This is a genomic window from Microbacterium altimontanum, assembly GCF_058349865.2.
Map to the genome: position 1 here is coordinate 109,791 of NZ_JBYRJB020000008.1, position 20,676 is coordinate 130,466.

19 protein-coding genes are annotated in these 20,676 nt (G+C 69.7%); 10 read left to right on the plus strand and 9 right to left on the minus strand.

The features are described from left to right. Positions 1-31: 31 nt before the first annotated feature. The 4 genes from AC3RX1_RS15020 to AC3RX1_RS15035 all read right to left on the minus strand — a co-directional run bounded on the left by AC3RX1_RS15020 (position 32) and on the right by AC3RX1_RS15035 (position 4,432). Entirely contained in the window at positions 32-1,279 is a 1,248-nt protein-coding gene (locus tag AC3RX1_RS15020) for an alpha/beta fold hydrolase (RefSeq protein ID WP_491502068.1), read from the minus strand. 75 nt (positions 1,280-1,354) lie between these two features. Next, the gene (locus AC3RX1_RS15025; RefSeq protein WP_491502069.1) at positions 1,355-2,176 is read right to left on the minus strand and encodes a carbohydrate ABC transporter permease; all 822 of its coding nucleotides are present in this window, start codon (positions 2,174-2,176) and stop codon (positions 1,355-1,357) included. Next, complete coding sequence (locus tag AC3RX1_RS15030; RefSeq protein ID WP_491502070.1) at positions 2,173-3,114, minus strand: carbohydrate ABC transporter permease; 942 nt, start codon at positions 3,112-3,114, stop codon at positions 2,173-2,175. Before AC3RX1_RS15030 ends, AC3RX1_RS15025 begins: the two co-directional genes overlap by 4 nt. 61 nt (positions 3,115-3,175) lie before the next feature. Then, complete coding sequence (locus tag AC3RX1_RS15035; protein WP_491502071.1) at positions 3,176-4,432, minus strand: ABC transporter substrate-binding protein; 1,257 nt, start codon at positions 4,430-4,432, stop codon at positions 3,176-3,178. A gap of 186 nt (positions 4,433-4,618) precedes the next feature. Here AC3RX1_RS15035 and AC3RX1_RS15040 point away from each other — a divergent pair, with 186 nt between their 5' ends. The 5 genes from AC3RX1_RS15040 (at position 4,619) to AC3RX1_RS15060 (ending at position 10,896) form a co-directional block, all read left to right on the plus strand. Then, the gene (locus tag AC3RX1_RS15040) at positions 4,619-5,821 is read left to right on the plus strand and encodes a Gfo/Idh/MocA family protein (RefSeq protein WP_491502072.1); all 1,203 of its coding nucleotides are present in this window, start codon (positions 4,619-4,621) and stop codon (positions 5,819-5,821) included. Positions 5,822-5,844: 23 nt separating this feature from the next. Continuing rightward, positions 5,845-6,837, plus strand: a complete 993-nt coding sequence (locus AC3RX1_RS15045) for a LacI family DNA-binding transcriptional regulator (RefSeq protein WP_491502073.1) — start codon at positions 5,845-5,847, stop codon at positions 6,835-6,837. A gap of 75 nt (positions 6,838-6,912) precedes the next feature. Further along, positions 6,913-8,418, plus strand: a complete 1,506-nt coding sequence (locus AC3RX1_RS15050) for an AMP-binding protein (RefSeq protein ID WP_491502074.1) — start codon at positions 6,913-6,915, stop codon at positions 8,416-8,418. Between the two features lie 73 nt (positions 8,419-8,491). After that, positions 8,492-9,715 carry a beta-ketoacyl-[acyl-carrier-protein] synthase family protein gene (locus tag AC3RX1_RS15055; protein ID WP_491502075.1) on the plus strand — a complete coding sequence of 408 codons (1,224 nt, stop codon included), beginning with the start codon at positions 8,492-8,494 and terminating at the stop codon, positions 9,713-9,715. An 11-nt stretch (positions 9,716-9,726) separates the two neighbouring features. Next, positions 9,727-10,896, plus strand: coding sequence for an acyl-CoA dehydrogenase family protein (locus AC3RX1_RS15060; protein ID WP_491502076.1), 1,170 nt, complete (start codon positions 9,727-9,729; stop codon positions 10,894-10,896). A gap of 14 nt (positions 10,897-10,910) precedes the next feature. Here the strand turns inward: AC3RX1_RS15060 and AC3RX1_RS15065 are convergent, their stop codons facing one another. Beyond that, positions 10,911-11,756, minus strand: a complete 846-nt coding sequence (locus AC3RX1_RS15065; protein WP_491502077.1) for a GNAT family N-acetyltransferase — start codon at positions 11,754-11,756, stop codon at positions 10,911-10,913. Between the two features lie 176 nt (positions 11,757-11,932). Between AC3RX1_RS15065 and treS the strand changes: the two genes are divergently transcribed. Next, positions 11,933-14,230 (plus strand): maltose alpha-D-glucosyltransferase, encoded by a 2,298-nt coding sequence (treS, locus tag AC3RX1_RS15070; protein ID WP_491502078.1) that lies wholly within the window; start codon positions 11,933-11,935, stop codon positions 14,228-14,230. A 1-nt stretch (position 14,231) separates the two neighbouring features. On the opposite strand, the gene AC3RX1_RS15075 is transcribed toward treS, so the two are convergent. After that, a complete protein-coding gene (locus AC3RX1_RS15075; RefSeq protein ID WP_491502079.1) occupies positions 14,232-15,473 on the minus strand; it encodes a phosphotransferase in 1,242 nt (413 codons plus the stop codon). A gap of 157 nt (positions 15,474-15,630) precedes the next feature. On the opposite strand from AC3RX1_RS15075, the gene AC3RX1_RS15080 reads away from it, so the two are divergent. Then, positions 15,631-16,146, plus strand: a complete 516-nt coding sequence (locus AC3RX1_RS15080; RefSeq protein ID WP_491502080.1) for a gluconokinase — start codon at positions 15,631-15,633, stop codon at positions 16,144-16,146. A gap of 140 nt (positions 16,147-16,286) precedes the next feature. Then, positions 16,287-17,807 (plus strand): GntT/GntP/DsdX family permease, encoded by a 1,521-nt coding sequence (locus AC3RX1_RS15085; protein WP_491502081.1) that lies wholly within the window; start codon positions 16,287-16,289, stop codon positions 17,805-17,807. Between the two features lie 57 nt (positions 17,808-17,864). Here AC3RX1_RS15085 and AC3RX1_RS15090 read toward each other — a convergent pair whose 3' ends face one another. The 3 genes from AC3RX1_RS15090 to AC3RX1_RS15100 form a co-directional block, all read right to left on the minus strand. Continuing rightward, positions 17,865-18,506, minus strand: a complete 642-nt coding sequence (locus AC3RX1_RS15090; protein ID WP_491502082.1) for a GyrI-like domain-containing protein — start codon at positions 18,504-18,506, stop codon at positions 17,865-17,867. 149 nt (positions 18,507-18,655) lie between these two features. Continuing rightward, positions 18,656-19,168, minus strand: coding sequence for a GNAT family N-acetyltransferase (locus tag AC3RX1_RS15095; RefSeq protein WP_491502083.1), 513 nt, complete (start codon positions 19,166-19,168; stop codon positions 18,656-18,658). Next, complete coding sequence (locus tag AC3RX1_RS15100; RefSeq protein WP_491502084.1) at positions 19,155-19,493, minus strand: putative quinol monooxygenase; 339 nt, start codon at positions 19,491-19,493, stop codon at positions 19,155-19,157. The genes AC3RX1_RS15095 and AC3RX1_RS15100 overlap by 14 nt, the downstream gene beginning before the upstream one ends. A gap of 120 nt (positions 19,494-19,613) precedes the next feature. Between AC3RX1_RS15100 and AC3RX1_RS15105 the strand changes: the two genes are divergently transcribed. Together AC3RX1_RS15105 and AC3RX1_RS15110 are read left to right on the plus strand one after the other, a co-directional pair. Next, positions 19,614-20,171, plus strand: a complete 558-nt coding sequence (locus AC3RX1_RS15105) for a putative immunity protein (protein ID WP_491502085.1) — start codon at positions 19,614-19,616, stop codon at positions 20,169-20,171. A 62-nt stretch (positions 20,172-20,233) separates the two neighbouring features. Then, positions 20,234-20,671 (plus strand): SRPBCC domain-containing protein, encoded by a 438-nt coding sequence (locus tag AC3RX1_RS15110; RefSeq protein ID WP_491502086.1) that lies wholly within the window; start codon positions 20,234-20,236, stop codon positions 20,669-20,671. Positions 20,672-20,676: the final 5 nt, after the last annotated feature.

Sequence of the window (20,676 nt, forward strand, 5' to 3'; positions counted from 1 at the left end):
CGCGACGGCGCACCGCGCCGAATCGCCCAGCTCAACGGACGCGGCGCCCCTGCGCGAGGTCGATGAGGTGCGGCAGCACGTCGCCCTGACGCAGCCCCGAGTGCTCGTGCTCGCTCGTGACCCAGGGCGTCACGCCCGGCATGAGCGCCGCGGTCTCGAGTGAGAACTCAATCGGCACGTAGACGTCGCCTGCATACACCGCGGCCGCCCCGCGCGCTCCGGAGCCCCGCAGCGCGTCGGCGTCATACAGCGACGGCCACTCGTGCTCGGCGAGCGCCAGCGTCACGTCCTTCCAGGGCCGAAGCCCGGGCACGGTGTCGAGCCAGTCCCGGCGCACGTGCTCGCCGGTGAGCAGCGTCGGGTCGGAGCGGAAGTCGTCGGGCTCGACCCGATCGGCCGACCACCCTGTGGCATGCCCATCGGCGTAGCTCGACTCATGGAACGCGAGGTAGAGCGGATTCCGCGCCGAGTACGGCAGCGCCGCGGCCAGGTCGTAGCGGAACGCGTTCGTGCTCGGCTCCTCCTCGAGCAGATGGTGCAGCGTCTGCCAACCGTCGTTCGTCCCCAGCAGCATCCCCAGCGAGCGCAGTCGCGACACCGACACCACCTCGCCGTCGGGCAGCACGATGTCCCCCGCCGCCGCGAGATCGGCGAGCCGCCGCACCACGTCGCGGTGGTGCGGGAAGCGCCGGTAGTACCGCTCCGACGCCGCGCGCATCTTGTCGTACGTGAGCGCGTAGACCTCGTCGGGATGCCGCCCGGTCGCCGGGAGACCGCCCGTGAAGAACGCCTCGCGCACGGCCGAGGCATCCGTCGACAGATATGCGAGCGTCGTGAACCCGCCGAACGACTGACCCAGCACGCTCCAGCCGGCCACCCCCAGGTGCTCGCGCAGCGCCTCGCAGTCGCGCACGATGCTGTCGGCCCGGAGGTGCGTGATGTACTCGACGAGCTCATCGGTGCCCCGCGCGAGGTCGGCGTCGCCAAGCGGCGTCGACCGCCCGGTGCCGCGCTGGTCGATGAGCACGACGCGGTAGTGCTCGAGTGCCGCATCCAGCCACGGCGGCGCAGCCGGAGAGTGGTACGGGCGCGGCGCCTCGAACCCGGGCCCGCCCTGCAGGAACACGAGGTACGGCAGGTTCTCGCCGCCCTCCCGTGCCACGACGGCCGCGTACACCTCGATCGTGCGGGTGTCGGATGCGTCGCCCCACACGAGGGGGACGGTGATCGTGTGATCCTCGACGGTGAGGTCCTGCATGCGGCGGGTCGTGACGGTCATGCGCTCGAGTCTAGAGTCGCCCTGTCGTGCGCCCCGCGGCGCGCCCCCGGGCTCCGCCGCCGCACCCGGGCAGGGTCACTTCTCGGAGCCGGCGACCATGCCCTTGATGAAGTACCGCTGCAGCACGAGGTACGCGACGAGCACCGGAATGACGGTCAGCAGCGCGGCGGCCGCGGCGGCGTTCGGGTCGCTCCCCTGGCTCGCGAAGAACGTGCCGATCGCCGGTGCCGTGGTCCGCACCGACGGGTCGCGCAGGATGAAGACGCTCAACGCATACTCGTTCCACACCGAGACGCTGGTGAGGATGATGACGGTCGCCGTGACCGGCTTCAGCATCGGGAACACGACCCGGAACAGCACCTGCAGCACGCCGGCGCCGTCGACGGTCGCCGCCTCCTCGATCGACAGAGGCAGTCCCCGCATGAAGTTCGCGTAGAGGAAGATGCTCAGCGGCAGCTGCGACGCGACCATGAGCGCGACGGCGCCCCAGTACGTGTTGATCCAGTGCAGCTGCGCCATGAGCGTGTACACCGGCACGAGGATCGACAGCGGCGGGATCATGATGAGCCCGATGATGCCGCCGAGCACGAGCCGGTTGCCGAGCGTGGGCCGCCGCGCCAGAGGGTACGCGGCGAGCGCGCCGAGCAGGCAGATGAGCACCGTCGAGGCGACCGTGACGACCGCGCTGTTGCCGATCGCGAGCAGGATGTTCCCGTCGACGATCGCCGTCTGGAAGTTCTGCCAGTAGATGCCCTGCGTCGGGAAGATCCACTGCGACGACAAGTCGGTGCGCGGCTTCATCGCCGTCGTGAGCGTGATGTAGAACGGCACGAGCTGCACGACGCAGGCGACGACGAGGCCGGCGATCAGTCCGACCGCTCCGAGCCGGCGCTTCACGAGATCTCCAGGCGGCGGCGGTTCAGCGCCGTGTTCAGCGCGAGGGTGAACACGGCGATGATGAGGAACAGCACGACACCGACCGCCGAGGCGTATCCGGCGTTCTGGTTGTCGAAGTAGAACTTCGAGATGAGCGTCGACATCGAATCGGTCGAGTAGCCCGGGCCGCCCCCGGTCATCACCCGGATCACGTCGAAAAGCTTCAGCCCGCCGATGAGATTCAGCACGATGCTGGTCGCGAACGCGGGCTGCAGCAGCGGCACCGTGATCCCGGTGAACTGCTGCCAACCACCTGCGCCGTCGATGCGCGCGGCCTCGTAGTACATGACCGGGATCGACTGCAGTCCGGCAAGATAGATGACCATCGAGATGCCCACGAACTGCAGGGAGTTCACGATCACGATGATCGCCACCCCGGAGGCCGAGCTGCTGAGCCACGCCACCCGCTGGCCGCCGAGCGCGACGACGATGTCGTTCAGCCCGCCGTACGAGTAGGAGAACAGCAGGTAGTACATCGTGCCCATCACGACCGGCGAGACGAGCACCGGCAGGTACACGATCGCCCGTGCGACGTTGCGGCCCCGCAGCGCCCGGTCGAGAGCGAGGGCGAGCGCGAGGCCGAGCACCTGCTGCACGATCGTCGAGCCGAATCCGTAGACGAACGTGTTCAGCAGCGCCTGCCCGACGAGCGGATCGGCGAACATGTGCAGGTAGTTGTCGAGGCCCACGAAGACCCGGTTCGGGCTGTAGCCGTCCCACTTCGTCAGCGAGATCAGCATGCCGCTCACGAGCGGGTACACGGTGAACACGCCGAACACGGCGAGCGCCGGAAGGTACAGGAGGTTGATCCCTCGCCGGGCGAAGGGGGCCGGATGCGCGCGGCGCCCCGCACGGCCGGCGCTGCGCGCGCGACCGAGGCGGGGGGCGACCCCCGTCATCCCCCCGCCTCCCTGTGGCCGCGCGCCCCCACGCGTGGCCACGTGTGACCGCCCCCAGCGATCACTGGCCGTACAGCGACGCGAACTGCTGTTTCACCTGACTCGTCGCCGCGGCCGGCTCGGATTGTCCGCTGATGACCGCTCCCGTGGTGGTCACCATGGTGTCCCACATCCCGCCCGGCAGATACACCCGGTCGAAGTAGGGCTCCAGTGCGAACGTGTTCGGCTTCACCAGGGTGTCGTAGGTGTCCTGCAGCACCCCCAGGTCGGCCGTGGCGTCGGTCAGTCCGGGAATGGCCCCGAGCGCCTTCGCCAGCTTGCTGATGTTGTCGGGCTTCGCGAGGCAGTCGATGTACTCGAGCGCCTCCTTCTTGTGCGGAGAGTCCTTCCACACCCCGTAGGCGGTGCCCTCGCCGCCCACGAAGTACGGGTCGCCGACGAACGACGGGATCGGGATGAAGCCGAGCTTCGCGTCGGGGTTCTGCTCCAGCGCCGTGTTCACGAGCGAGTTCTGCACGAACACGAAGCCCACATCGCCCTTGCCCAGGCCCTTGCCGATCTCGTCCATCGTGATCGAGGAGAAGTCGGCGTTGAAGTCGCCGGCCTTGGCCCACGTCTTCACCTGGTCGAGCATCGTGGTGTAGCCGTCGGAGACGAACGTGCCCTTGGTGAACTGCTCGAGGTCGGCCTCGGTGAACGCCCCGGAGGCCATGAAGTCGGCGATGTTGCCGGCCATCCAGGAGTCCTTCGACGACGAGGAGATCGGCGTCACGCCCTTGGCCTTCAGCGTGGCGAGCGCCTGAGTGAACGCATCCCACGTCTTCAGCGTCGACGGGTCGACCCCGGCCTTGCTGAGCGTGTCCTTGTTGTACAGGATGCCGGCGAGGTCGGTGTTGATGGGCAGGGCGAAGAACTGCCCGTCCTTGTTCTGCATCGCCGGCGCGAGGGCCTTGTTGAAGTTCTTCGCCCACGCCTGGTCGTTCAGGGGTTCGAGGAACGAGCTGTACCGCAGCAGAGACCAGCCGTGCGTCGACCAGATGTCGGGAAGATCGCCCGAGGCCATCCGGGTCTTCATGTCGGCCTCGTACGTGTTCGTCATGGGGACGAGGTCGATCGTGGTGCCGTCGGGAGTGCACGTCTTCGTGACCTCCTTGAGCACCGCGAGCGTGGGGTCGGCAGCGCCGAGCCCGGTCTGCATCTCAAGCTTGGCATCACCGCCCGGCCCCCCGCTGCCACCGGCGCAGCCGGTCGCGACGACACCCACGACGGCGAGCCCAGCGGTGGCGCTGAGGACGAGTGCTACCCTGCGTGCGTTCATGTCTTCACTCCCTTGTGATCGTGAACTCGGCTGGATCGGGCGGGTAGTCGGAATCTACCCGCGTAACGCGGCCGGTGCAAGCCACCCTTCCTGAAAGCGGTTTCACAGTTGACGCGCGTAGACCGCTGCGCGATGCTGAGAGGGACGGCCCCTTGCGCGAGAGAGTCGTCGATTCGAAGGAGCCAGATGCCGTTCACGATCGGCCTCATCGGTGCCGGCCAGTTCGCCGACACGTTCGCCCCGCTGCTCCGCCACCACCCGCTGGTGAGCGACGTGTGGGTCACCGACGTGCTGCCCGAGCGCGCCGAGCGGCTGGCCAGTGTGCATGGCCTTAGCGGCACGATGCGCTCCTTCGACGAGATGATCGCCGCGCCGCAGATCGACGCCGTGGCGATCTTCACCCAGCGCTGGACGCACGGCGAACTCGCCCTGCGCGCGCTGCACGCCGGAAAGCACGTGTACTCCACGGTGCCGATGGGCATCACGGTGGACGAGATCGGCGCGATCGTCGACGCGGTGGCGCAGAGCGGGCTCGTCTACATGATGGGCGAGACGAGCTACTACAACCCTGCGACGGTGCTCGCTCGCACCAAGCTCGCGGCCGGGGAGTTCGGCGACCTCTTCTACGCCGAAGGCGACTACGTGCACGACATGGACCTCGGCTTCTACGACGCCTACCGCTTCAGCGGCGGCGAGGAGTGGAAGCGCACGGCGAGCTACCCGCCGCTGCTGTACCCGACGCACTCCATCGGCGGCGTGCTCGGCGCGTGGGACACCTACGTGACGAAAGCGGTGGGCATCGGCATCCCCGACACTCGCGGCGACGGGGTGTTCGACCGGGCGGTGAGCATGTTCGACAACGACGTGTCGAACGCGACCGCGCTCTTCGAGGTCGCGGCCGGCGGGTCGTTCCGCACCAACGAGTTCCGGCGCGTCGGGTATCCGTCGCACATCCGCGAATCCCGGTTCCGCTTCTTCGGCACCGAGGGGTCGTTCGAACAGGTCGCCACCGCCGCCTACTGGTACGACCGCACCGGGGCGACCGACGTCTCCGAGCAGGTCGAGACCGTCGCGAGCCTCAGCGTCGACGATCCGTCGCTCGCGCACATCGCCCCCGAGCTGCGGCCCGGGTTCGTGTCGGGGTACGCGCCGGTGCACGATCGCAGCCGCATCCCGACGGCGCTGGCGACGCTGCCGAACGGTCACGAAGGCAGCCACCACTTCCTCGTCGACGACTTCGCGACCGCCGTGGAGTCGGGGGTGCAGCCTCCGGTGGACGCGTGGCGCGCCGCGCGCTTCACTGTGCCCGGTATCATCGCCCACGAGTCCGCCCGCCGGGGTGGAGAACGCCTGGATGTACCGGATTTCGGCCCGACGCCGGTCCGGTGACCCGGCGCTGGGGAGCCGCGAAGATGCAGAATCGCCGAAAGAACGTCACCCGGGAGGATGTCGCGCGCCTCGCCGGGCTGAGCACCGCCGTGGTCAGCTACGTGCTGTCGGGGTCAGACCGCCCGGTCTCCGATGCGGCCCGCGCGCGGGTGCGGGCGGCGGCTGACGCCCTCGGCTACCGTCCGAACGCCGCGGCGCGCGCGCTGAGCCGGGGCAGGTCGATGATGATCGGCTTCATCGTGCCCGACCAGCGCAACCCGTTCTTCGCCGAGATGGTCGCCGCCGTCGACCACGCCGCCCACAAGCACGACCTCACGGTGCTCACGCTGAACGCCTATGAGCGCCGCTCGGGTGACGGCGACGAGATCGCCGGCCTCACGTCGCAGCAGCTCGAGGGCATCGTCAGCGCCGATCCCCTGACGGCGCAGGAACTGCGCCTCATCGCGCAGGGCCGTACGCCGCTCGTGTACCTCAATCAGTTCACGGCCCGGCCGGGGCATCCGACGTTCAGCACGGATTACCTCGCCGGCACCGCGCTCGCCGTCGACCATCTCGTGGCGCTCGGGCATCGCAGCATCGCCTTCGTGGGCAGTGATTCCGCGCTCGACCCGCGCGAGGAGGGGTGGCGACGCGCCCTGGCGAACGCCGGCCTGCCGGCCGGCCCGGTGTTCCACAGCGACTACACCCTGCAGGGCGGATTCGACGCGGGTCTCCTCCTCGCCGAGCAGCGGGATGCGGTGACCGCCGTGTTCGCGGCATCCGACCAGGTGGCCACCGGCCTCATGGCCGCGCTGCACACACGGGGAATCGACGTGCCGGGCGAGATGTCGGTCGTCGGATTCGACGGCACGCGGGAGGCGGCGTTCACGTGGCCGGCCCTGACGAGCGTCTCCCAGCCGGTGGAGGAGATGGCGCGCGACGCGATCGCGATGCTCGTCTCCGGAGAGCACGCTCCCGACCATCGCGCGTATTCGCCGGTGCTCATCGAGCGGGCGTCCACGGCTCCTCCGCGCTGAGCGGGATGTCGTCCTCCGGGACGGTCGGCCGTGCGCGCGAACTAGACTGGCGACGGCTGAGGGCGGGAGGTCAGAGTGCCGATCACGGGGACCGTGCTCGATGTCGCGGAGCGTCATCCCGACCGGGTCGCGATCGCCGGCGCCGACGGCCGGCTCACCTACGCGCAGCTCGTCGAGGACTCACGGCGGGTGTTCGCCGCCGTGTCGGCACTGCACGCCGCACAGAGCGCGCCGCCGACACCCGCCCGAGAGACCGGCGGCATCCCGATCACGGCGGTCAGCACCGAATCCGCGTTCCACACCGCCCGGATCGTCGCCGGCCTCGCGGGCTACCGCGCGGTATCGGCGGTGATCGACCCGCGTTGGCCGCTCGCGCACCGGGTGGCCGTGATCCTCACCACCGGGATCGGCGCCGTGGTCAGCGATTCAGCCGAGCTTGCCGAGGCCCTCGCCGAGCGCGGCTGGACGGGGACGTTCGTGTCGTTGCCGGAGTTCCTCGAGCGGCAGGAGCGCGCGACGCCTGCGCCGGCGCCGGCTGTGCGCGACGGCGACGAGGCGTTCCTGATGCTCTTCTCGTCAGGGACGACGAACGACCCCAAGGCGTTCCTGAAGACGCGTCGGCAGTACCGCGCGAACGTCGCCGTCTCGTCCGCGCACCTCGAACCCCTGCCGGGAGTCATGACACTCGCGCCGGGGCCCGTCTCGTACAGCCTCACGCTGTACGCGGTGATCGAGTGCCTGGCGACGGGCGGCGGCGTGCACCTCGCCGATGAGTTCGATCCGCTCGAGGCGGGCAGACGCATCCGCGACGACGGCATCACCCGCGTTGTCGCCGTTCCCGCGGTCGTGCGCGCGATCACGGATGCGGCGCGCCGCGACGCATCCCGGTTCGAGGGGCTCGAACTCGTCGTGACGGGCGGAGCGCACCTCTCCGGAGCGCTGCGCGACGGGCTCGCGGCGGTGCTGCCCCGCGTGCGGCTCATCAGCTACTACGGCGCCGCCGAGATCGGATTCATCGGAGACAGCCGCGACGGCGACGGCACCCTCATCACCGTCTACGACGGGATCGGGGCGCAGATCCGTGACGCGCGGGGCGCTCCGGTTCCCGACGGCGAGCTCGGCACCCTGTGGATCCTCGCCGAGGCATGCTCCGACGGGTATGTATCGGCGACCACCGGCGCGGTGCTGGTCGGGCCCGACGGCTGGGCCACCGTGCACGACCAGGGTCGGATGGTCGACGGTCGGCTGCAGCTCGTCGGTCGCGCGGGCGACATCGCCGTGACCGGAGGGCACAAGGTCGCGCTGACGGAGGTGGAGCGCGCGTTCGACGGGATGCCGATGCTCGGCGCCGCGTGTGCTGTCGCGCTCGATGACCCCCGGCTCGGCAGCATCGTGGCGCTCGTCGTGGAGGGCAACGCCGACAAGTCGGCGTTGCAGGAGTGGGCGCGGCCGCGGCTCGCGCCCCAGTTCGTGCCGCGACGCTGGTACCGCGTCGACCGGCTGCCGCGCACCGTCGGCGGCAAGATCCGCCGCGCCGAGACGGCGGCTCTCGTCGCTCGCGGAGAGGCGGCGCGCCTGTGAGCGCGTCCCGGTCGTTGGGCGAGCGCAGCGCCTCGGAACGACGCCCACGCCGCGTCATCCGGGCGGTCATCCCATGACGCCCGTCGTCATCACCGGCATGGGTGCCATCACGCCGAGCGGCCTGTCGGCCCCCGCTCTTTGGGACGCCGTCTCCTCTGGACGCAGTGCGATCACCGTCCTCGACGGCGCGCAGTTCGACGACCTCGCCGTGCGCATCGGCGGCCAGGTGCGCGGCTTCCAGACCTCCCTCGAGCCCGCGCTCGCCCGCCGCCTGAGCCCGGTGCAGCACTGGGCGATCGCGGCTGCCGACGAGGCGCTCGCCCAGGCCGGCGCGAGCGACATCCCGTGGGATGCCGACCGCATTGCGGTGATCGCCGCCACCGGATCCGGCCCCGTCGACGCGATGCAGGACGCCACCCGCATCCTCGACGCGCGCGGGCCCCGGGCCGTTCCGCTGACGCTCGCCGTGTACGGAGCGCCCGACGCGGCCGCGGCGCTGCTCAGCCAGCGCCACGGCATCATCGGCCCGGCACAGGGCGTCTCGGCGACGTGTGCGAGCGGGGCCATCGCGCTCGGCGAGGGGATGCGGCGCATCCGCCATGGGTACGCCGACGCCGTTCTCGTGGTGGGCATGGAGGACTGTCTGAACGGCGTGAACCTGTCGTCCAATGCGAATATGCGCGCGCTGGCATCGGGTTATGAAGATCGACCGACCACGGCATGTCGACCGTTCGATCGCAGTCGGCGCGGGTTCGTCATGGCGCAGGGCGCGGCGGCGATCCTGCTCGAGTCGGAGACATCCGCTCGCGCGCGGGGAGCGGCATCCCTCGCCCGGCTCGTCGGCTTCGGAGCGTCGAGCGACGCCCACCATGCGACGGCGCCGCATCCCCAGGGCCGCGGCGCCGCGCAGGCGGTGACGGCTGCGCTCGGCGACGCGGGCCTCGGCGCCGACGATGTCGATCACATCAACGCGCACGGCACCGGCACCCCCGCCGGCGACGCCGCCGAGCTGCTCGCGTTCGAGAGCGCCCTCGGACCGGGTGGCCGCGACATCCCGATCAGCGCGACGAAGTCGAGCACGGGTCACCTCCTGGGAGCGTCGGGCGTGGTGGAGGCGATCATCGCCGCGCGGTCGCTGCAGGAGGGCCTGCTGCCGCCGACGCTGAACCTCGAAGACCCCGAATTCCCCGACTGGAATATCGTCGCCACGCCGCGCGCGCAGCGCGTCGACACGGTGCTGTCGACGTCGTTCGGGTTCGGCGGACACAACGGCGCCCTCGTCCTGAGCCGTTCGTAGAAGGAGATGTCATGGATCGTGAAGCACGTCACGCGCAGCGGGCCGAGCAGTACCTGCCCGATGAGCTGCTGGAGCGTTTTCGGGAACGTGCCGCCGTCTACGACCGGGAGAACCGGTTCTTCGACGAAGACCTCGACGAGCTGCGCGAGCGCGGGTATCTGCTGCTGTTCGTCCCCGCCGAGTTCGGCGGCCCGGGCCTGAGCCTCAACGAGGTGTCCCGGCTGCAGCAGCGGCTCGCGACCGCGGCCCCGGCGACGGCCCTCGCGGTGAACATGCATCTCATGTGCACGGGCGTGGTCAAGGCGATGGTCGATCGGGGCGACCGCTCGCTCGCGTACGTGTTCGACGAGGTGATGGCGGGCGAGATCTTCGCGTTCGGCATCAGCGAGCCGAGCAACGACTGGGTGCTGCAGGGGTCGAACACGACGGCGACGCCGCAGGAGGACGGCGGCTACCTGCTGAGCGGGGTCAAGATCTTCACCTCGCTGTCGCCGGTGTGGACGCGTCTGATCACGCACGGGCTGGATGCGACGGATGAGGCGAACCCGACGCTCGTGTACGGATTCGTCGAGCGCAGCGAACCGGGGATCGTGGTGTCGGACCAGTGGGATGTGCTCGGGATGCGGGCGTCGCAGAGCCGCGCGACGATCCTGAAGGACGTGCGGATGCGGCCCGACCGCGTGGCACGCAGACTGCCGCCGGGGCGGGTGCCGGATCTGCTGACCTTCGCGATCACGAGCAATTTCCAGCTGCTGATCGGTTCGGTGTATGCCGGTGTCGCGCGGCGGGCGCTCGATCTCGGAGCGGCAGGGCTGAAGCGCCGGAAGTCGGCGAAGGCGGGCGTGTCGTATGCCGAGGTGCCGGAGTCGCGCGCGCGGCTGGCTGACGCGCTCATGGAATACATGGCGGTTCCGGCGCAGCTTGAGGCGTACACGCGCGAGTTCGATGAGCTCGTCGACCACGGGGCGGGCTGGCCGCTGCGGCTGGTCTCGGCACGGATCAATGCGTCGACGGCCGCGCGTCGGGCAGCGGAGACGGCCCTGATGAGCGCGAGCGGCAGCGGGTTCGAGAACAGCGCCGAGCTGAGCCGCCTGTTCCGGGACGCCACCGCCGGGCTCTTCCACCCGCCGAGCGCCGACGCCGCCCGGCCGATGTACGCCGCCGCTCTCCTCGACGAGTAGGCCGACGCCGGCGATCAGTCCGTAGGGAGCTCGACGAGCAGGAACCACCGCCCGGTCGGGCTCAGCTTGGCCCAGTTCGGCAGGAAGTGCGGATCCGATACGTGCCCGTCGAACTCGACTTTCTGGACACCGCGCTCGGCGAGCCTGTCGAGCGCGAAGCGGACGCATCCCTCGACCAGCCGTTCGCCCTCCGGATCGGCCGGCGACGTCGTCTCAGCGCAGACGACAGGTCTCTCGCCGGCGCGGTACACCGCCGCGAGCGCACGCACGTCACCGTCACGATCCGCTGCGACCGCGGAGGCTTCGCGGTCGAGGTCCACGTCGAGGCCGTCGTTCACGGCCTCGGCGAACTCTGCCGAGACGGGGCTCCACGACCGATGGATCCACTCGTACATCGCGGCGTGAGCGGCAAGGATCCGCGTGAACGGAAGCTGGCCGGCTGCGACCACGGCCGAATGCGCCCGCAGCGCGGTCCTCTCGCGTGTTGACACGACCGAGGGCGGCACGACCTGGATCGTCCGTGCGCCCATGGCGAAGGCGAAGGCGAGGCGCTCGTCGCCGGCGTATCCCCGTGTCTTGAGCGGAAGGGACCGGGCCCGCAGGGTCGACAGGTGACTCAGCATCGCGGTGCCGAAACCGCGGCGCCGATGAACCGGATCGACGACGATGTCGGCCCAGTAGCGGTCGGTATGAGCACGGGACGTCCAGAGGATGCCGGCTGCCACCACGTCGCCGGATGGCGAGACGCCGACGGCCGATCGGGTGTCGCCGTCGCGCCATCGGTCTGGCCCGAGCTCGATCTCGGTCATCCACGAGGCGGGCTCGACGAGATCGTCTACCGTCAGCGCCCGGAATCGCATGGACCGCTCATTACGTCGCGACGGTAGGGCGGGTCGAGCGTCATGAGCGGCAATTGTAGGGCACCTCGGAGGAGCGCCACCGGGGAGGTTGGGGGTGCCGCACGGGGCGCATAGTTCCTCACCGCCTTCAGCGCCAGTCCTTCCCTTCGCTGCGGCGAAGTCCCTAACGTCGAAGAATGGCGCACGACGAGTTTCAGCCTGAGGATCTGTACACCGGTCCCATCGACCTTCCAGGACGGCGAGTGCTCGAGGGCGAGGAGGCCGATCCCGACCAGATCGAGATCAGCTACGACGAGCAGCGCTATCCGGCGCGGCCGAAGCGGCTGCGGCCCCGCGACCACCTCCGCGGGGGCCGGGTGCGTCGTGTGACGACCGACCCCCGCACCGCCAACGGCACGAACCCGTCGTATGTCGAATGGCTGGTGCGGCAGTCGATGCTCAAGGACGCCGACGTCCTCGCCCGCCAGCTGTCCGGGCAGCCCACGATGTGGCGCAATCCGTACGCACGCCCCGATGCCCGCCGCGCCATCGAAACGACCGACGTCTGGTTCACGGCCTATCCCCTGTCGCTCGTCACCCGACCTGGGGAGTCGTTCCTGGCGGCACTCGGCGATGAACAACTGTGGTCCGCGTTCGAGCAGATCGGCATCACCGCCGTGCACACCGGCCCGGTGAAGCGGGCGGGAGGCATCGCCGGGTGGCTCCAGACACCCAGCGTGGACGGGCACTTCGACCGCATCGGCACGGCCATTGACCCCGCGTTCGGCACCGAGGAGGAGTTCCGCGCCCTCTGCGACGTCGCAGAGTCGCACGGCGGCAGCGTGATCGACGACATCGTGCCGGGTCACACGGGCAAAGGGGCCGACTTCCGCCTGGCCGAGATGGGATACAAGGACTACCCCGGCATCTACCACATGGTCGAGGTTCTGCCGGAGGACTGGTCGCTGCTGCCGAACGTGCCAGACGGCGTCGACAGCGTCAACCTCGACCCGGCGACCGAGCACGAACTCGCCGAGCGCGGGTACATCATCGGTGCCCTTCAACGCGTCATCTTCTACACGCCGGGCGTGAAGGAGACGAACTGGAGCACGACCGCACCTGTGACGGGACCGGACGGCGTCACGCGCCGCTGGGTCTACCTGCACTACTTCAAGCAGGGCCAGCCCTCCATCAACTGGCTCGACCCCACGTTCGCCGGTATGCGTCTCGTCATCGGGGACGCGCTGCACTCACTCGGTGAGCTCGGCACGAGCGCGCTTCGCCTCGACGCGAACGGCTTTCTCGGCGTGGAGAAGAGCGCCGAGGGCCTTCCCGCCTGGTCGGAGGGGCACCCGCTCTCCCACGCAGCGAATCACATCATCGCCGGGATGGTGCGCAAGGTCGGCGGTTTCACGTTCCAGGAGCTCAACCTCACGATCGAGGATATCCGCGACACGGGAGCCGTCGGCGCGGACCTCTCCTACGACTTCATCGGGCGTCCCGGCTATCACCACGCCCTCGCCACCGGGCAGACCGAGTTCCTGCGGCTGGCGCTCACCTCGTCGCTCGACCTCGGCGTCCCGCCGGTGCAGCTCGTCCACGGACTGCAGAACCACGACGAGCTCACGTACGAACTCGTGCACTGGGAGGCCCGGCACAGGGACGATTGCTATCGCTTCCGTGGCGGCGAGGTCACAGGCGCCGAGCTCGCCGAACTGGTGCGCGCCGAGCTCACAGAAGCCCTCACCGGCGCGGCCGACTACAACCGCATCTTCACGCAGAACGGCATCGCCTGCACGACGGCCTCGCTCATCGCGGCGACGCAGGGGATCACCCGGCTCGACGACATCACGCAGGCGGACATCCCCGCGATTCGGGACGCGCACCTTCTCCTCTGCGCGTACAACGCGTGGCAACCCGGCGTCTTCGCGCTGTCCGGGTGGGACCTCGTCGGCATGCTGACGATCCCGTCCGATCAGGTCGCAGACCTGATCGGGGCCGGTGACACCCGGTGGATAGAGCGCGGAGCGCATGACCTTCTCGACGTCGATCCGACCGCGGCACGCTCGGCGGCCGGGATGCCGCGGGGGCGCGCGCTCTATGGGGCGCTTCCGGCGCAACTCGCCGATTCCGATTCTTTCGCCTCACGGCTCGCGGGTCTGCTCGACCTCCGGCGGCGGTCCGGGATCGCCACCGCCACGCAAGTCGACGTCCCCGAGGTCGCCCACGCCGGAATGCTGGTACTCGTGCACCGTCTCGATGGCGGCGATACGCAGGCGAACGCGCCGACGCAGGTGACGGTGCTCAACTTCTCCGCCGAGCCGACGGAAGGGACCGTCCGATCTGAGTACCTCGTACCAGGAAGCATCGTGGTGGATGCCGCATCCGGAGAGACGATCGGGCGGGTCGACGACCTCCAGAGCTTCGCCGTCTCGCTTCCGGCATACGGCGCGCTGTTCCTCGTGCTCGAGCCGCTGGAGCCCGTCGTCCCGTGAGTCACGCGAGAGCGGCGTCGATGCCCGCGAGCGGAACGGACAGCCAGTGCGGGCGGTTGCGGGCCTCGTAGATCGACTCATAGACGGCCTTGTCGAGCACCAGCGCCCTCAGCAGCACCGGATCCAGCTCGACCGATCCTGCGTTCTGCACGTACGCGTCGACGAACGCCGTTCGACACGCCGCCGCCCAATCGGCGGCGTCCGCGCCGCCGCCGACGGCACTGGCGTAGTCGAAGGACCGCAGCATCCCGGCGACGTCGCGGGGAGGCAGGTCGGGGAGCGCGCGTTCCTCCATGGGGCGGAGCGGCTCGCCCTCGAAGTCGATGATGCGCCATCCGCCATCCGGCACCGCGAGCACCTGACCGAGATGCAGGTCGCCGTGGATGCGTTGCAAGCGCGGCCACGGGCGCCCGAGCGCCGTCTGATAGACGGCCTCGATCGCAGGGAGCCGGTCCGCGACCGCGCGCACCTCCGCTGCGGCGATCGCCAGCCGCCGACGCCATGCGATGCCTGTGGCGCTGACAGCGCGTGCCCCGGCATCCACGGTTCCGAGCGCCGACGCGAGCGCGTCGTGCACACCGGCGACGGCGATCCCGAGATCGCGGGCTGCATCGGTGAAGTCTCGCCGGTCCCGCGCGGCCTCAAGCCCGATCGCCCATCCGTCCCGCACGCCCTGCATGAACTCCTGCGCGAAAGCCAGGGTGCCGTGGGCCACACCTGATCGGCGACCGACGTCGGGCCACTCGGCCTCGAGACTCCCCAGGAATCGCGGCACATACGGCGAGCCCGCGTCGCTCAGCGCTCGCTGGACGGTGACATCGGGATTTTCGCCGTGGTGAAGCGTACGGAAGAGCTTGAGGATCATCGTTCGGTCGCCGTTCTCTTCGAAGACGATCGACGTGTTGGACTGTTCGCCCGTCAAAGCGCGGGAGCCCGTCACCCCACTGACATCGACTCCCATCTGAGCGAGCATTCCGATGGTGAAGGAGGGATCCTGGGCCGCATCGACGAGATAGCCGCCGGAACCGTGCGTGATGACAGCATCCCCTTCGCGAGGTGCGGCGACGTGCGCCACGGGCACGTTGTACAGCGCCGGCCGAGTCCCCCCGTCATCCATGAGGAGATAACGCGTCGCGTCCCCGACAGACTGGCTGTCGAGGATCCGAAAGCGGGGTTCGTGGCTCTTGCCTGCGTACCACCGCTGCCGTCTGACCCAGGCTCCGAGCTCATCCGTGAAGTCCACGCTTCACCATGGCAGTCGCAGATCTCATGGCGAAAGGGCTGGACGCGCGCGGCGGAGGGTAGTACCAACGCGAGAGTACGTCGTCCGATGACCGCCGCCGATCCTGACCACCAAGCGCTCTGGATGCCATGGCACGATAGTGAACGAGGTGAACGCGATGACCGAGAACCAGCCGCTGGTGGTCGTGATGGGAGTCTCCGGATCGGGCAAGACCAGCATCGGCGAACCCCTCGCGGAGCGCCTCGGCGTGCCGTTCATCGACGGCGACGACCTTCACCCGCAGTCGAACGTCGAGAAGATGCGCGCCGGCCATCCCCTGACGGATGAGGACCGCTGGCCCTGGCTCGCACGGGTCGGTCAATCGTTGACCGAGGCGGAGGACACCGGGCTCGTCATCGCGTGCTCGGCGCTCAAGCGCGCCTATCGCGACGCGATCCGCGCGGAAGAACCGCGCACCGTGTTCCTCCTCCTCACCGCGCCGCGTGAAGTGATCGCCGATCGACTGGCGCATCGCAGCGGCCACTTCATGCCGACGTCGCTGCTCGAATCGCAGCTCGACACCCTCCAACCGCTGGGCGACGACGAAGTGGGCGCCGTCGTGGACGTCGGCGCCGACATCGCGTCGATCGTCGAAGAGGCGGTGCGCGACCTCCGCAGGCTGCAGCCGCGATAGGTCACGTTGGCTCGAGCAGGCGATCCAACCGGCTCGCACCGCATGGAACGCGCTGTTCGCCTCCTGCGCGTCCACCCCGTTGAGAACGTGGCGCGGCGGGAGTAGACACGGGGCTGACGCGACGATGCGGGGAGGCCGACATGAACGCAGTACGGATGTGGACGAACACGATCGTGCAACAGGCCGACGATGTCGCCCATCAGCCGTGGACGGGTCACGACACACTCGTGATCGTGATGGCGGCGATCGGCATCGCGCTGGTCGTGCTGCTCATCGTCTGGCTGAAGATCCACGCGTTCCTCGCGCTCACGATCGCCGCGCTGTTCGTAGGCCTCACGTCGGGCATCCCCGTCGAGAAGGTCACCGGCTCGTATGAGGACGGCGTCGGCGGCGTGCTCGGCTACGTGGGTGTGCTGATCGCTCTCGGCGCCATCCTCGGCAAGCTCCTCGCCGATTCCGGTGGCGCGGATCGCGTGGTCGACACGCTGCTGCGCGGCCGACGCGCCACCCTGCCGTGGAAGATGGCACTCATCGCCGGCATCATCGGCATCCCGATGTTCTTCGAGATCGGCCTGGTGCTCCTGATCCCCGTGGTCATGCTCGCCGTCCGGCGCTCAGACAGCCGGGCGATGCGGCTCGGCATCCCGGCCCTTGCGGGCCTGTCCGTGCTGCACGGCTTCATCCCCCCGCACCCCGGACCGCTCGCAGCCATCGGCGTGCTGCACGCGAACGTCGGCATCACCCTGGCATTCGGCCTGCTCATCGCGATCCCCACCGTCGCGATCGCCGGACCGCTGTTCGGCCAGATCGCGTCCCGCTGGGTGCCCGTCGGCGCGGGCGGTGCCGCGATCGCCGTCAGCAGCGGTGGACCGCGGCGGCTGGACGCGGATGTCGCGACCGCCGCCGACCGTGAGGGCACGGCCGGCACGCAGCCGAGCGGTGCAGAACTGAACACCGCGACGACGAAGGCTCAGGATCCCGAGGCGCAGCGTCAACCGAGCTTCACGTGGACGCTCGTCACGGTGCTCGCACCCGTCGTGCTCATGCTCGCCAAGGCGGCATCCGACCTCTGGGTTCCCGAGGGAACGGTGCTGCGCGGCGTCCTCGACTTCATCGGAGACCCCATCGTCGCGCTGCTCATCGCGGTGCTGCTGGCGATGGTCACGTTCGGGACCGCTGTCGGCTTCTCGGTGCCCACGCTGAGCAAGAAGGTGGGCGAGAGCCTGCTGCCGATCGTCGGCGTGGTGTTCATCGTCGGCGCCGGCGGCGGCTTCAAGCAGGTGCTCGTCGACGGCGGCACCGGCGACGCGATCGCCAAGGTCGCGGTGGCCGCGAGCCTGTCCGTGGTGTTCCTCGGCTGGATCGTGGCAGTCCTGATCCGTCTCGCCACCGGCTCGGCCACGGTGGCGACCGTCACGGCGGCGGGGATCATCGCCCCGCTGGCGGGCGGGCTGAGTCCGATCCAACTGGCGCTGCTCGTCCTCGCCGTGGGCGCCGGATCGCTGTTCTTCTCCCATGTCAACGATGCCGGCTTCTGGCTCGTGAAGGAGTACTTCGGTCTCACCGTCGGGCAGACGATCAAGACCTGGTCGGTGATGGAGACGCTGATCTCCGTCGTCGGCTTCCTGCTGGTTCTGCTGCTCTGGGCCTTCGCCGGCTAGTGACGCGCCGTCGCGGTCAGCGCGTCGGGCGGGTGAGTCGACGGATGCGGATGACGCTCACGCGTTCTCGGCGAGCCGTGTGACCGGCTGCCGCAGGATCGTGCGCAGGCGTTCCGGCGCGGTGCGACGCGGATCGCTCAGGTAGATCTCATGGTGCCTTCCCGTCATGCGGACGCCCTGGGCCGGAATGAACTCTTCGTGGAGGCGCTCGAGCACCGGAGCTTCGTCATCGTAGGAACCGATGTGCAGCGTCTGCGCGCACAAGCCTTCGGCGAACCGCTCAAGCCGCAACTCGCCGAGCCTCGGAGGAGGCCCCTTGCGGGTCGCCGCATCCTTCACCTCCTCGAACCGCTGAACAGTGATCCAGTCCGGCGTCGCGATCAGGAGCGTCCAGCGCCACTGCGTCTTGTCGCGGCGCTTCGTGAAGGACTCCATGTCTTCCGCCCACCACAGGCCCTCGAGCGGCATCACCTTGAAATCACGGCCGAGCTCGCGCCTGCTGGAGAACTTCAGCGCATAGGCGATGGGATACAGCGTCTGCAGGGCATCCCGATACTCGACGGCGGTGTTCGGATCGCCGCCCCCGTCGATCATCAGGTACTGCATCGGTGGCACCTCGATGACGTCGAACCGCCCACGGCGTGCCGTGTAGGTGGGGATCTCACGGGTGAGGTCGACCTTCGTCGCCGGTTCGGTCATGCGATGACCGTAGCGAGGGTGTCGGACAGTGTGCGAGCTCCGGCGAAGCGGCGTCACCGAGGGAGGAAACGGAGCGGAGGGAGGATGATGTGCGCCCGATCCTCCTTCCTCGGTGCCGCGTCCTCCGCTCGCGACATGCCGCGCGGCCGTCAATCTGGCGGAACCGGGCGGTCGTCGAGCGTGAGCTGGAGGAAGACGAGGTCGAGCCACCGCCCGAACTTGGCGCCGACCTGGGGCAGCCGGCCGACTTCGACGAAACCGAAGCGCTGATGCAGCGCGATCGACCCCAGATTCTCGGCCGCGATGCCGCCGATGATCGCGTGCATCCCCGCGGCACGCGCCCGGGCGATCACCGCCTCGAGCAGGGCGGTGCCCGCGCCGCGCCCGCGATGCGCGGCGTCGACGTACACCGAGTGCTCGACGGTGAATCGGTACCCCTCCCACGCCCGCCACTGCCCGTACGTGGCATAGCCGAGCACGGCATCGCCCTCGACCGCCACGAGCACCGGATGACCGGCGGCCCGTCGGTCGGTGATCCAGGCAACGCGGTCGGCGGCGTCGACGGTCACGGTGTGCCAAGTGGCGGTCGTGTGCTCGATGGCGTCGTTGTAGATCGCGGCGATGGCTGCGGCATCCTGCGCCTCCGCGTCACGGATGTCCATGCCCGCTCCCCTCTCGCGATGCCGAGCCAGCCGGCGAAGAGGGCACCGGCTGGATCTCGACCGTGTACCGTCGCTCGATCCCGGCGGTCAGCCGTCCCCAGTCCGAGCCCGCAACGCGCTCCTGGTGCGACCGGTGGGCCTCGGCATCCGCGAACCACTCCTCCACCGCCCAGACCAGCGGATCGGCTGTGGCCGTGACGGCGAACGACAGGCATCCCGGCTCTTGGCGGGTGCGCGCGACGTGCGCCGGCAGGTGCGTCGTCACGATCGCCGCCTCGCGATCATCGCGGCAGCGTAGTTCTCCGGTGAGATGGATGCGTGTCACGAGACAATCCTCTCAAGCAGCGCATGGCCCCCGCCCTTCACGCGACTATGGAGGGATGGAGAGTCATCGTTGCGTCGCCGCAGGTCAGGGCACGCGGGCGTCGTGAGCGAGGAGAACAGCATGGCGTCGCCACAGGCACTGAGTGAAGCCGATCGCCGCATCGTCGCGGCGTGGGCGGCCGAGTGCGCGGAGCGCGTGCTCCCGCTGTTCGAGGCGGCATCGCCGACAGACGACCGCGCCCGCGATGCGATCGCCCGCGCACGTGCGTTCGCGCGCGGGGAACTGAGCGCGGCTGGGGAGATCCGCCGCCGCTTCGTGGCTGGACGTGCGGCCCGCGACGTGGCCGATCCCGCAGCGGTCGCCGCAGCCCGAGCGGCGGCGCAGGCGGCGGGCGTCGCGCACATGGGCGCCCACGCGCTCGGCGCCGCAGCCTACGCCGCGAAAGCGGCGGGGCTCGCCGCGTCCGCGGGCCCCGACGCCGTCGACACCGAGGTCCAGTGGCAGCTCGCGCACATGACCGACGACGTGCGTGCGGCGCTGCGTCTGCTGCCTCCGCTGGGAACGGACTCGTCCGGACCGCTCGGGCCGGGACTGCTCGCCGCCGGCATCCTCGGCTCTGTCATCCGCCGGATCCAGTCGGCGTTGGGGCCCCCGGCGTTGACGCCGTCCACCCGGTAGCGGGTGCGGCCTACAGTAAGCGCAGGGCATCGTCGCCCGCGTGCGCGAAGGGAGCAGGACGCATGAGTGCAGGTTTCGAGGCGACCTCGACGATCGAGATCGCCGCACCCAGGGAACGCGTCTGGGCCGTGCTGACCGATCCCGACGCCGTGCGCGAGTTCATGCTCGGCACCGAGCTCGACACGGACTGGGTGGTCGGCGGTCCCATCCGCTGGCGCGGTGAGTGGAAGGGGCAGCCGTACGAGGATCACGGGGTGATCGTCGAACTCGAGCCAGGCCGCCGTCTCGTGAACACGCACTTCAGTCCGCTGAGCGGTGCGGAAGATGCGCCGGAGAACTACCACACGCTCACGTGGGCCCTCGACGACGGGCGCGGTCCCGGCACGACGGTGTTCACGCTCTCGCAGGACAACAACCCCACACCCGAGGCGGCCGCGCACTCCAAGGCCGTGTGGGACGGGCTCGTCGCGAAGGTGAAGGAGATCGCCGAGCGCGACTGACCGCC